Source organism: Streptomyces sp. H51 (assembly GCF_035656535.1).
GTDB lineage: Bacteria > Actinomycetota > Actinomycetes > Streptomycetales > Streptomycetaceae > Streptomyces.
On record NZ_JAYMHD010000049.1, the window covers coordinates 146,520 to 157,614 of the forward strand.

General features: G+C 73.2%; 10 protein-coding genes. 3 read left to right on the plus strand and 7 right to left on the minus strand.

The genetic code is table 11. The features are described 5' to 3' along the window. Nucleotides 1-25 precede the first annotated feature (25 nt). Nucleotides 26-2,575 (plus strand): ATP-binding protein, encoded by a 2,550-nt coding sequence (locus tag VKA29_RS15855; protein ID WP_324786231.1) that lies wholly within the window; start codon nucleotides 26-28, stop codon nucleotides 2,573-2,575. 58 nt (nucleotides 2,576-2,633) lie between these two features. On the opposite strand, the gene nucS is transcribed toward VKA29_RS15855, so the two are convergent. Further along, nucleotides 2,634-3,305, minus strand: a complete 672-nt coding sequence (nucS, locus tag VKA29_RS15860; RefSeq protein ID WP_324786232.1) for an endonuclease NucS — start codon at nucleotides 3,303-3,305, stop codon at nucleotides 2,634-2,636. A gap of 298 nt (nucleotides 3,306-3,603) precedes the next feature. On the opposite strand from nucS, the gene VKA29_RS15865 reads away from it, so the two are divergent. Beyond that, nucleotides 3,604-3,996, plus strand: a complete 393-nt coding sequence (locus VKA29_RS15865; protein WP_014675028.1) for an SCO5389 family protein — start codon at nucleotides 3,604-3,606, stop codon at nucleotides 3,994-3,996. 86 nt (nucleotides 3,997-4,082) lie between these two features. On the opposite strand, the gene VKA29_RS15870 is transcribed toward VKA29_RS15865, so the two are convergent. Then, complete coding sequence (locus VKA29_RS15870; RefSeq protein WP_324786233.1) at nucleotides 4,083-5,111, minus strand: LLM class flavin-dependent oxidoreductase; 1,029 nt, start codon at nucleotides 5,109-5,111, stop codon at nucleotides 4,083-4,085. A gap of 222 nt (nucleotides 5,112-5,333) precedes the next feature. Between VKA29_RS15870 and VKA29_RS15875 the strand changes: the two genes are divergently transcribed. Continuing rightward, a complete protein-coding gene (locus tag VKA29_RS15875; RefSeq protein ID WP_324786234.1) occupies nucleotides 5,334-5,663 on the plus strand; it encodes an ATP/GTP-binding protein in 330 nt (109 codons plus the stop codon). Nucleotides 5,664-5,717: 54 nt separating this feature from the next. Here VKA29_RS15875 and VKA29_RS15880 read toward each other — a convergent pair whose 3' ends face one another. The 5 genes from VKA29_RS15880 to VKA29_RS15900 form a co-directional block, all read right to left on the minus strand. Next, nucleotides 5,718-6,596 carry an ABC transporter permease gene (locus VKA29_RS15880; RefSeq protein ID WP_324786236.1) on the minus strand — a complete coding sequence of 293 codons (879 nt, stop codon included), beginning with the start codon at nucleotides 6,594-6,596 and terminating at the stop codon, nucleotides 5,718-5,720. Further along, on the minus strand, nucleotides 6,593-7,966 hold the full coding sequence (locus VKA29_RS15885; RefSeq protein ID WP_324786237.1) for an ABC transporter ATP-binding protein: 1,374 nt from the start codon (nucleotides 7,964-7,966) through the stop codon (nucleotides 6,593-6,595). The genes VKA29_RS15880 and VKA29_RS15885 overlap by 4 nt, the downstream gene beginning before the upstream one ends. 102 nt (nucleotides 7,967-8,068) lie before the next feature. After that, on the minus strand, nucleotides 8,069-8,839 hold the full coding sequence (locus tag VKA29_RS15890; RefSeq protein WP_324786239.1) for an ABC transporter permease: 771 nt from the start codon (nucleotides 8,837-8,839) through the stop codon (nucleotides 8,069-8,071). Beyond that, nucleotides 8,836-9,795 carry an ATP-binding cassette domain-containing protein gene (locus VKA29_RS15895; RefSeq protein WP_324786240.1) on the minus strand — a complete coding sequence of 320 codons (960 nt, stop codon included), beginning with the start codon at nucleotides 9,793-9,795 and terminating at the stop codon, nucleotides 8,836-8,838. The genes VKA29_RS15890 and VKA29_RS15895 overlap by 4 nt, the downstream gene beginning before the upstream one ends. Before the next feature lie 301 nt (nucleotides 9,796-10,096). After that, nucleotides 10,097-11,035, minus strand: a complete 939-nt coding sequence (locus VKA29_RS15900; RefSeq protein WP_324786241.1) for a cellulose-binding protein — start codon at nucleotides 11,033-11,035, stop codon at nucleotides 10,097-10,099. Nucleotides 11,036-11,095 lie beyond the last annotated feature (60 nt).

Consider the following 11,095-nt stretch of genomic DNA (forward strand, 5'->3'; position numbering starts at 1 on the left):
ACGACGCTTTTGGGGGCTTGAACCTATGGACCCGAACAGCCGGGGAGCCGAGGAGCACGGCCAGGACGGCAACGCGCCGCGTCAGCGCCCGCCCAGGGATCCCCTGACACCCGACTTCGGCCAGCACGCTCCCGCGCTCGCGCGCACCGTGCAGCTCGTCACCGGCGACTACCTGCTCACCGTCAACCCGGTGGACGGCAGCGAGATCGAGGTCTGCCCGCCGGGCGAGCGCCCGGGCCGCCCGGGGAAGCGGACGGCGGACGAACGCGACCGCGCGGCCCGCGCCGCCCGGCCGCCCGCCCCGCCCGGACCGGCCCGGCCGTCACTGCCGCTCCTGGAACGCCAGGAAGTGCGCGAGGACCTCGTCCGGCTGCTCGCCCGCGGCCGGTCCGTGCGCCTCGCCGGCCCCGCCGGCTCGGGCCGCACCAGCCTCCTCGACGTCGTCGCCGAGGACTGCGCGGACCTCGCCCCGGACGGTGTCGTCCGGCTGAGCGGCTTCCGCCGGACGGCCGACGACCTGCTGTACGACCTCTTCCACGCCGTCCACGACGCGCCCCTGCACCGCCCCGGCCGGGAGGATCTGCTCGACTGCCTGCGGGACGTCGGCGCGGTCGTGGTCCTCGACGACATCGAGTTCGGCGGCGCCGCCCTGGACGACCTGCTGGACGCGACGCCCGAGTGCGCCTTCCTGATCGGCGCCACGCCCGACGTGCCCGTGCCGTCCGCCCACGCGGGCGTCGAGGAGATCACCCTCGGCGGTCTCGGGCGGGCCGCCGGCGTGGACATCCTGGAGCGTGTCGTCGGCCGGGCGCTGACCGAGGAGGAGGCCAACTGGGCCGGCGACCTCTGGTTCGAGTCCGAGGGTCTGCCGCTGCGGTTCGTCCAGGCCGGCGCCCTGCTGCTGCAGCGGGACCAGCTGCGCGCGAGCGCCGACGCCGTCGACGAGTTCGGCGTCTTCGCCGACGCCACCCCCGGCACCCCCGCCGACATGCCCCTGGACGCCGGGGACGGCGACGAGACCCCGCTGCCCTCGCTCGGTGAGGCCGCCGCGCCCGCCCGGCTGCTCGCCTCCCGGCTCAGCCCCGCCGCCCGCGCCGCCCTGCGCTTCGCCGTCGTGCTCGGCGGCGAGGTGCCGCACCAGGCCCATCTGCCCGCCCTCGTCGGCGACACCCACGCCGACGCCGCCCTCGGCGAGCTGGTGAGCAGCGGGCTGGCCCTGCCGGTCGGCTCCCGCTACCGGCTCGCCGCCGGGGTGCTCACCCAGCTGGAGACCGCCGGTTACGCCGACGCCGCCGAGGCACAGGCCCTGACGGCGGCCCGGCACTACGCCTGGTGGGCCGGACACCCGTCGGTCACCCCGGAGCGCGTGTGCGCCGAGGCCGACGCCCTGCTCGCCGCCCTCGCCGTCCTCGTGCCGGCCACCACCGCGTCCCTCGACGGCGAGGCGAGCGTCGCCGTGCAGCTGGCCCGCACCGCGGCGCCCGCGTTCGCCGCCGGGCTGCACTGGAGCGCCTGGGAGCGGGCGCTGCGCTCCGGCGCCGAGGCCTCCCGGCTGGCCGGCGAGGTGTCGGAACAGGCCTACTTCCACCACGAGCTCGGCGTCCTCGCGCTGTGCGGCGGAGAACTCGACCGGGCCCGCACCGAGCTGGAGGCGTCCGTCGGCCTGCGCGGCGCGGCCGCCGACAAGCGCGGCGCCGTCACCGGTCGCCGCGCCCTCGCCCTGGTCACCGACCGCTCCGGCCCGCCCGCCGCCGGTCCCGGTACGGACCCGGGGCCCGGTACGCGGGCGGCGCTCGGTGCGACCACGGGTGAGGAGGTGCCGGACGCGGGCTCCGAGGAGTCGCGGTCGCCGGCCGGCGGTGTGCCGGCCGGGTTCGCGGCGGGGGCCCCGTTCCAGTCGCCGGCCGAGCCCTACGTCGTGCACCGGGACCCCTCCGACGGCCCGGCGAAGTCCCGCCGCGGCGGACTGCGCGGCATCGCCCGCCGCAACCTCGTCGCGGCCGGCGCGGGCGCCCTGCTCGCCGCCGTGCTGGGCACCGTGGTCACGCTCGGCGCCACCTCCGACAACAACGCCGACACCCCCTCGGACCAGGTCGGCGTCAACCCGTCGGCCGGCCAGGGCCTCGACGACGGCAGCCTGGGCGCCGACCAGCCCGAGAGCGGGACCGCCGACGGCGACACCGGCACCGCGACCAGCCGGCCGACCGATCCGGGCCCGGACGGCGCCTTCGGCACGTCCGACGACCCGACCCCGCCCGCCGCGGACACCGCCGCGCCGTCCGACGAACCGAGCGGCACGCAGAGCTCCGGCGGCGCCGCGTCGAGCAGTCCCTCGCGGACGCCGACCACCAGGCCGCCGTCGCGGACGCCCACACCCAGGCCGTCGACGACGCCGTCGACGTCGTCGAGCCCCACACCGACGGAGTCCGCGTCGCCGTCCCCGTCGAGCTCGCCGTCCACGCCGTCCACCTCCGACTCGGCCAGCGGCCCGGTGTCGTCGGCCCCGACGGTGACGAGCGGCTCGGCGGGCACGCCGACCGTCGGCGGCACGGCGACGGCCGGCACGGTGATCTGAGGCGGTGACAGGCGAGGGGCCGGGTCCGTGCGCACGGACCCGGCCCCTGGGAGCGACCTCAGAACAGCCGCAGCTTGTCGTCCTCGATGCCGCGCAGGGCGTCGTAGTCCAGCACCTGGCAGCCGATCCCGCGGTCGGTCGCCAGCACGCGGGCCTGCGGCTTGATCTCCTGGGCCGCGAAGATGCCGCGCACCGGGGCGAGATGGGGATCCCGGTTCAGCAGCTCCAGGTAGCGGGTGAGCTGCTCCACGCCGTCGATCTCGCCGCGCCGCTTGATCTCGACCGCGACGGTCTGCCCCTCGGCGTCCCGGCACAGGATGTCGACCGGTCCGATGGCCGTCATGTACTCGCGGCGGATGAGGGTGTAGCCGTCGCCGAGCGTCTCCATGCGGTCGGCGAGCAGTTCCTGGAGGTGTGCTTCCACGCCGTCCTTGATCAGTCCGGGATCCACGCCGAGCTCGTGCGAGGAATCGTGGAGGATCTCCTCCATTGTGATGATCAGTTTTTCGCCCGCCTTGTTGATCACGGTCCAGACGCCGTCGTCCTCGCCCGTGCCCTCCTTCAGCGTGCACGGCGGGGACATCCAGTTGAGGGGCTTGTAGGCGCGGTCGTCCGCGTGGATGGAGACGCTGCCGTCCGCCTTCACCAGGATCAGGCGGGGTGCCGAGGGGAGGTGGGCGGTGAGCCGGCCCGCGTAGTCGACGGAGCATCGGGCAATGACGAGACGCATGGTCGGCAACGCTACTCGACGCGCGGCGGTGCGCGCGATCTCCCCTGCCCGTCTCCCGCCGCCACCCGCGACCGGGACCCGCCGGCCGCCCTGGTTGTCCCGTAATTGAGCTGTTCGATTGTGGCCGATTGTGGGCCCAACGGGGCCCGGCTTTGTACGCGTTCTCCTGGTGCGGTCACCGCCCGTTGCCTACGGTAGTGAACGGGAGGTCGCGAGGCGTGTACGCAGCGTGTTGACAGCGTGAGCTCCCTTACCTGTCCGGCAACCCCTGCTCTTCGGGGGTGCGAGAGGAGAACCCATGTCGCTCGACGTCTCACCGGCCCTACTCGAACAGGCCGAGCGAGGCGAGGTCGACGAAGCCGCCTTCGTCGACTGCGTCCGGACCTCCCTGCCCTACGCGTGGGAGATGATCAGCTCCCTGGTGGCCCAGCTGAAGGTCGACGGCGGACCGTTCGCCGACAACCAGACGCCTCCGCCGGACGAGCAGGCGCGCGGTCAGCTGCTGCGTGCGCTCGCGAGTGACGCGATACGCGGCGCGCTGCAGCGGCACTTCGGTGTGCGGCTGGCCTTCCAGAACTGCCACCGGGTCGCGGTGTTCCCGCTGGACGCCTCGGTGGACGAGACGCTGGCCCGCTTCACCTCGGTGCGCAACCAGCTGCTCAACCAGTCTCCGGAGCTCCGGGACTGCTGACCGGCAGCACGCCGTCGGCTTGCCGCTCCGTACGCGGGAGGTGCATTCAGTACCGGGGCGGCAAGCTCCGTGGCGGACAGTCGACTTCAGCCGAGATGGGGAAGTACCTCGGCGCCGAGCCGCCGCACGTTCTCCTCGGTGGCCGCCAGGTCCCCCGATCCTTCGACGAGCAGCGCGAAGCGGGAGATGCCGGTCCGCTCGCTGGTGGCCGCGAGCCGGTCGGCGCACAGTCGCGGGGTGCCCACCGGGTGCAGCCCGCAGAGCAGTTCGGTGTACGCCACCGGGTCCCGCATCCGGCGGGCGCGGCCGTCCACCGTCACATGGGCCCGCAGTCCCTGCCTGAGCCATCCCGGCATCGCCTTCACCAGCGCCTCCACCGCGTCCGTGCTCCGGTCGGCGATCTGGCAGACGCCGGCCGAGACGTGCCCGGCGCGGTGGACCGCCTCCGCCGGATGCCCGGCGGCGCACGCCTGTTGCCGCCACAGGGCGATCATGTCGGCCTTCTCCTCGTCCCCGACGTGCATGCCGAGCAGCATCGGCAGCCCGCGCCGGGCGGCCAGCCGCACGCTCGACGGCGAGGTGCACGCGACGACGACCTCGGGCCCCGGAGTGTCCGTCAGGGACTCCGACGGCCGTGGCACGACGGGCACTTCACGGAAGCGGTAGCGCTTCCCGGTGGCCGCGACCGACGGTTCGCGCAGCCAGCGCATCAGCAGATCGAGTGATTCCGGGAACCCCTCCTCGTACGCCGCGAGACCCGAGCCGAACACCTCGAGGTCGACCCACGGACCGCCGCGCCCCACACCGAGCGAGAACCGCCCGCCGGAGACGAGGTGCAGCAGCGCCGCCTGCTCGCCGAGCGCCACCGGGTGGGCGCTGGGCAGCACGCTGACCGCCGTGCCCACCCGGATGCGGCTGGTGCGGCCGAGCAGCAGCGCGGCCAGGGTGATCGCGGACGGGCAGGTGCCGTACGGGACGAAGTGGTGCTCGGCCAGCCAGACCGAGTCCAGCCCCGCCTCCTCCGCGACCTCGGCCGAGCGGACCGCGCGGTGCAGCGCCTCCCCATGGCCCTGCCCCGGGAACTGGGCCGCCAACACGAAACTTCCGACGTGCATGTGCTTTTCCTGCTTCCTTGGCTCCGACGCGGAGCTCCCCCACCCGGCATAACCGTGTGACACGTGCCGAGGACACGGCCTGGCGAGGAGATTTGCGGATTGTCTGCAGAAATCGGCGACCGGGTCGGGGGACTTGCGGGGAGCGGCTCCCTCCGCGTACCCCGGTCCGGCCCGCGTACGCTGGACGCGAGCCCTGTTTCCCGCAGCCCGGTGAGGTGTTCTGTGTCCCCGCGTCGCAATCGACCCAAGGGAACCGGCTCGTCCGGCCCCAGCGCCGAGGACGACCGGTCCCGCTACGGCGGCTGGCAGTCCAGCGAGAGCTGGCAGGGCGAAGACTGGAGCGTGCGTCATGTGGCGGGCGCGAGCGCGCAGGGCAAGACGTACCGCTGCCCCGGCTGCGACCAGATGATCCCCTCCGGCGTCCCGCACGTGGTGGCCTGGCCGGAGCACGCGGGCGTCGACGACCGGCGGCACTGGCACAAGGCGTGCTGGAACGCGAAGGACCGCCGCACCACCCGGGTGCAGCGGTCCCGCAACGCGCCCCGCTTCTAGGCCCTCCCGGGCCGGTTCCGGGCCGGCCCCGGGCTGTGCGGTGTCTCCGCCGTGTCACACGTCCCGCTGCTGCAGCAGCGCCACCGCGCCGCCGTACGCGAGGGCGGTCACGCCGACGGCGATCCACAGCGGCTCCCAGCCGGACGGGCCGGAGTCGCTGAGGGAGTTGGAGTAGAAGACGCTGAGCTGGTTCGGGATCGAGTACTCGAACAGGGCCTGGCGCAGGCCCTCCAGGCTCTCCGAGAACATGAAGAGAGCGATCACCAGCGGCGCCAGCACCAGGCCGATCATGATGGTGATCGCGCCGGCCGAGTGCCGGATGATCGAGCCGACGAGGAGCGACAGCAGCCCGAGCAGGGCGATGTAGAGCGAGACGCCGAGGGTGGCCTTGAGCCACTCCGCCTGGGTCGGTTCCCGGGCACCGTCCAGCAGGGCGACGTCCGCCAGGGCGACCAGGAGCACCGACGCGAGCGTCACGGTGAACGCGACCGCGAAGAACACGATCGACTTCGCCGCCAGCACCCGCGTCCGCGACGGGCACGCGGTCATCGTCGTCCGGACCATGCCCGTGCCGTACTCCGAGGCGGTGGTGAGCACGCCGAGCGTGATGATGCACATGCTGCCCAGCAGCAGCCCGAAGACGCCGAAGGACAGCGGGTTCTCGCCGGCCAGGTCGCCCTCCGAGGCGTTGGCGGACACCAGACCCGCGGTGAGCAGCCCGATGCCGACGACGAGCAGCAGGAACACGCCCAGCGTCCACATCGTCGAGCGCACCGACCGGATCTTCGTCCACTCCGAGGCGACCGCGTGCCCGAGATGCGCGCGCACCACCGGGATCGGCGAGGTGTAGCCGGGGTACGGCGAACCGGGCGCGGGCGCCGCCTGCCAGTGCGGTGCGGTGGCCTGCGGCATCGGGGGCTGGGGCGTGCTCATCGGGCGTCCTCGGGCTCGGGCTCGGGCTTGGTCAGGTCGGCGGCGGGAGCGGGAGCCGGGGCGGCGGGCGCGGGAGCGGCTGCCCCGGGGCTCGCCTCGGCGGGCGCGGCGTCGGCCGCGGCTCCGGCGGGCGCGGCGGGCGGCTCCGGCGCCTGGGCCGCGGGGGCCGGCTGCGCGGCCTGCGCGGGTGCCTGCGGGCCCTGCTGCGCCGGCTGCGCGTACGGGTTCGGCGGACCCGCGTACGGCGTTCCCGGCGCTCCCGGAGCACCGTACGGCCCGGCGGCCGACTGGCCGGCGCCGTACGGGCCCGGCGTGCCCTGCGGCGGTGCGAACGGCTGCCCGCCCTGCTGGGGCGGCGGCGGGGCGTACCAGCCGGGCTGGCCCTGACCGGGCACCGGCACCGGCGGCTGCACGCCCGGCGGGAGGGGCTGCATCAGCCCCTCCCGCTGATCGGTCGTCGAGCGGTAGTCGACGGCGCCCTGCGTCATCCGCATGTACGCCTCCTCCAGCGAGGCCTGATGCGGCGACAGCTCCCACAGGCGCACGTCGGTGTCGTGCGCGATGTCGCTGATGCGGGGCAGCGGCAGCCCCGTCACGCGCAGCGCGCCGTCCTGCTCGGGCAGCACGTGCCCGCCCGCCTCGGTGAGCGCGGACGTCAGCTTCTCGCGCAGCTGCGGCTCGGTGTCGGGGGTGCGCACGCGCGCGAAACCGGCGGAGTTCGCCGCGATGAAGTCCTGCACGCTCATGTCGGAGAGCAGCTGTCCGCGGCCGATGACGATGAGGTGGTCGGCGGTCAGCGCCATCTCGCTCATCAGATGGGAGGAGACGAAGACCGTACGGCCCTCCGCCGCGAGCGCCTTCATCAGGTTGCGCACCCAGAGGATGCCCTCGGGGTCGAGACCGTTGACCGGTTCGTCGAACAGCAGCACCTGGGGGTCGCCGAGCAGGGCGGCGGCGATGCCGAGCCGCTGGCCCATGCCGAGGGAGAAGCCCTTGGACCGTCTCCGGGCCACGTCCTGCAGGCCGACCACGCCCAGCACCTCGTCCACCCGCCGGGCCGGGATGCCGGACAGCTGGGCCAGGCTCAGCAGGTGACTGCGCGCCGACCGGCCGCCGTGCACGGCCTTCGCGTCGAGCAGCGCGCCCACCTGGCGGGGGGCGTTGGGCAGCTTGCGGTAGGGGTAGCCGCCGATCGTCACCCGTCCCGCCGTGGGGTTGTCCAGGCCCAGGATCATCCGCATCGTGGTCGACTTGCCGGAGCCGTTGGGCCCCAGGAAGCCGGTGACGGCACCGGGCCGCACCTGGAACGAGAGGTTGTACACAGCGGTCTTGTCGCCGTAGCGCTTGGTCAGGCCGACTGCCTCGATCATGCTCCGCACCCATCGAAAGGTTCAGGACAGCGGGGCACGTGCCCCCCGTAAGAGTTAGGAGGATATCGAGCCGCTGACGGTTCCGCCCAAGGGCGGGTAAAGTCACGCGTCCCGTTTCCTGAGCAGTGCGTAGCCTCCGGCCAGTGCGGCGGCCGTCCACAGCACCATGATGGCGAGGCCGCCCCAGGGGCCGTACGGGGTGTCGTCGGCGACCGGCGTGACCACCCGCATGATCCGGCTGCCGGCCTGGTCGGGCAGGTAGCGGCCGACCTTCTTCGTCGCGTCGACGTTCCCCAGGATGTTGGAGATCAGGAAGAAGAACGGCATCAGGATGCCCAGTGACAGCATCGGCGAGCGCAGCATCACGGCGACGCCCATCGAGAACACCGTGATGAGGGTCATGTAGAGGCCGCCGCCGACCACCGCGCGCAGCACGTGCGGGTCGCCGATCGACACCTGGCGCGAGCCGAGCACCGCCTGTCCGAGGAAGAAGGCGGCGAAGCTGGTGACCATGGAGACGACCAGCGCGAGACCGGTGGCCACGGCCAGCTTGCTGAACAGGAAGGTGCCGCGCTGCGGCACGGCGGCCAGCGAGGTGCGGATCATGCCGGTGCTGTACTCGTTGGAGACGACCAGCACCCCGAACACGATCATCGCGAGCTGTCCCAGGCTCATGCCGGCGAAGCTGATGTAGGTCGGGTCGAAGGAGAGCCGGTCCCGCTCGCTCATCGAGTCGAAGCCCTTGTCCGACAGGGCGGAGATCAGCATGCCGAGGGCGATCGTGACGACCACGGCCAGGGACAGCGTCCACACCGTGGACGCCACCGACCGGATCTTGGTCCACTCGGACCGGATGACCTGGGTCGCGGTCATGCTCCGCTCCTCCTCCAGTCGTCGCCCCGCCCCCAGGCCGCGGGCTCGGGACCGGTGTGCGCGTGGTACTCGACCGACTCCGCGGTCAGCCGCATGAACGCCTCCTCCAGGGAGGCCTGCCGGGGGCTCAGTTCGTGCAGCGTGATCTCGTGCCGTGCCGCCAGTTCGCCGATCTGCTCGGCCTTGCCGCCGTCGATCTCCAGCGCCCCGCCCGCCGCCTCGACGGCGGTGATCCCGGCCTCGTGCAGCACGTCGAGCAGCCGCTCGCGCTGCGGGGAGCGGACCCGGACGTACGAGCGCGAGTTGCGGTCGATGAAGTCGGCCATGGAGGTGTCGGCGAGCAGCCGCCCCTGCCCGATGACGACGAGGTGGTCGGCGGTCAGCGCCATCTCGCTCATCAGGTGACTGGAGACGAACACCGTGCGGCCCTGCGCGGCCAGCGACTTCATCAGGGTGCGGATCCAGTGGATGCCCTCCGGGTCGAGGCCGTTGACCGGCTCGTCGAACATCAGGATCCGCGGGTCGCCGAGCAGCGCGCCCGCGATGCCCAGCCGCTGCCCCATGCCGAGCGAGAACCCCTTGGCCTTCTTCCGCGCGACCGCGGTGAGGCCGACGGTGTCGAGCACCTCGGCCACCCGCCGCCGGGGGATGCCGTTGCTCTGCGCGAGACACAGCAGGTGGTTGAAGGCGCTGCGCCCGCCGTGCACGGCCTTGGCGTCGAGCAGGGCGCCGATGTACTTCAGCGGGTCCTTCAGCCGGTCGTAGTGCCTGCCGTCGATGCGGACGTCCCCGGCGGTGGGCCGGTCCAGGCCCAGCATCATCCGCAGGGTCGTCGACTTGCCCGCGCCGTTGGGTCCGAGGAACCCGGTGACGAGCCCCGGTCTGACGGTGAAGGTGAGGTGGTCGACCGCCACCGTCTCGCCGTACCGCTTCGTCAGGTCCTCGAGCTCGATCATGCGGCCACGCTAGGACGGCCCTTCCGGGCCTGCCACCCGAGCCGCCGCGCTCTCCGAGCCGGCCCGTCACCCGAACGGTCCCGCCGGCCTGTCACCCGTCCGGTCCCGCCGGCCTGTCACCCGTGTGGTTCCGTCGGCCCGTCATCCGTGTGGTTCCGTCGGCCTGTCATCCGTGTGGTTCCGTCGGTCCGTCGCGCGACGGGACCCGTGCGCGACGGGACCCGTGCGCGACGGGACCCTCCGGTACGCGACGAGGCCCGCACCCCCGGGCGGGGATGCGGGCCTGCGTTGCCGTCAGGGATTACCGGGACTGCTGCGCCGGAACCCCGCGGGAGATCGGCTCGTCGTCCGTGGCCGGCGCACCGGCGGCGGCCACCGCGGCGCCCGTGAGCGTCGCGAGCATCTCGCGGACGTTCGTCAGCTGGGCGTTGATGCTGTCGCGGCGGTTGGTGAGGGCGGCCAGCTCGCGCTCGGATTCCGAACGGATCCGGTCGGCCTTGGCGTTGGCGTCGGCCACGATGTCCTCGGCCTGGCGCTGGGCGGTCTCCACCGTCTGGCGGGCGCGGCGCTCGGCGTCCGTGCGCAGCTTCTCCGCCTCCAGGCGGAGCTGCTCGGCGCGGTGCTCGATCTCGGCGAGGCGCTTCTCGGCCTTCTGCTGACGCGATGCCAGGTCGCGCTCGGACTGCTCGCGGCGCTTGGCGAGGTTCGTCTCGAAGTCGGCGGCGGCCTGCGCGGCCTTGGCGCGGGTCTCCTCGAAGAGGGCGTCGGCCTCCTCGCGCTTGGACTGCGCGTCCTTCTGGGCCTCGGCGCGCAGCTGCGAGGCGTCACTCTTGGCCTTCTCGACGATCCGGACGCCCTCGTCCTCGGCCTTGGCCTTGCGCTCCGCTGCGAAGGACTCCGCGTCGTTGCGGACCTGCTGGGCCGCGGACTCCGCGAGCTCGCGGTGCTGCTCGGCCGCCCGCCGGGCTTCCTCGCGCAGATCCTTGGCCTCTTCCTCGGCGAGGCGGAGGATCTTCTCCACACGCGCGCCGAGACCGGCGTACGACGGCTCGGCGTCGCTTACCTGGGCCTGCGCGTTCTGCGTCTCGAGGTGGAGCTCCTCGATGCGCTTTTCCAGAGCGGTGATGCGGGCGAGAGCGCTGTCACGGTCGGAGACGAGCTTGGAGATTCGTTCGTCCACCTGAGCGCGGTCGTACCCACGCCGCACAAGCTCGAAGCCGTAGGGGGAAGTGTCGCTCATGGGGTTCCTGTCGAATGAGACCGGTGAGGTGATAGGGGGAATCCTAGGGGCCGTAGCGGC

What these genes read in the sequence shown, in the direction of transcription:
- VKA29_RS15855 (WP_324786231.1), top strand. Translation starts at nt 26, where the DNA reads ATGGACCCGAACAGCCGGGGAGCCGAGGAGCACGGCCAGGACGGCAAC.
- nucS (WP_324786232.1), bottom strand. Translation starts at nt 3,305, where the DNA reads ATGCGTCTCGTCATTGCCCGATGCTCCGTCGACTACGCGGGCCGGCTC.
- VKA29_RS15865 (WP_014675028.1), top strand. Translation starts at nt 3,604, where the DNA reads ATGTCGCTCGACGTCTCACCGGCCCTACTCGAACAGGCCGAGCGAGGC.
- VKA29_RS15870 (WP_324786233.1), bottom strand. Translation starts at nt 5,111, where the DNA reads ATGCACGTCGGAAGTTTCGTGTTGGCGGCCCAGTTCCCGGGGCAGGGC.
- VKA29_RS15880 (WP_324786236.1), bottom strand. Translation starts at nt 6,596, where the DNA reads ATGAGCACGCCCCAGCCCCCGATGCCGCAGGCCACCGCACCGCACTGG.
- VKA29_RS15885 (WP_324786237.1), bottom strand. Translation starts at nt 7,966, where the DNA reads ATGATCGAGGCAGTCGGCCTGACCAAGCGCTACGGCGACAAGACCGCT.
- VKA29_RS15890 (WP_324786239.1), bottom strand. Translation starts at nt 8,839, where the DNA reads ATGACCGCGACCCAGGTCATCCGGTCCGAGTGGACCAAGATCCGGTCG.
- VKA29_RS15895 (WP_324786240.1), bottom strand. Translation starts at nt 9,795, where the DNA reads ATGATCGAGCTCGAGGACCTGACGAAGCGGTACGGCGAGACGGTGGCG.
- VKA29_RS15900 (WP_324786241.1), bottom strand. Translation starts at nt 11,035, where the DNA reads ATGAGCGACACTTCCCCCTACGGCTTCGAGCTTGTGCGGCGTGGGTAC.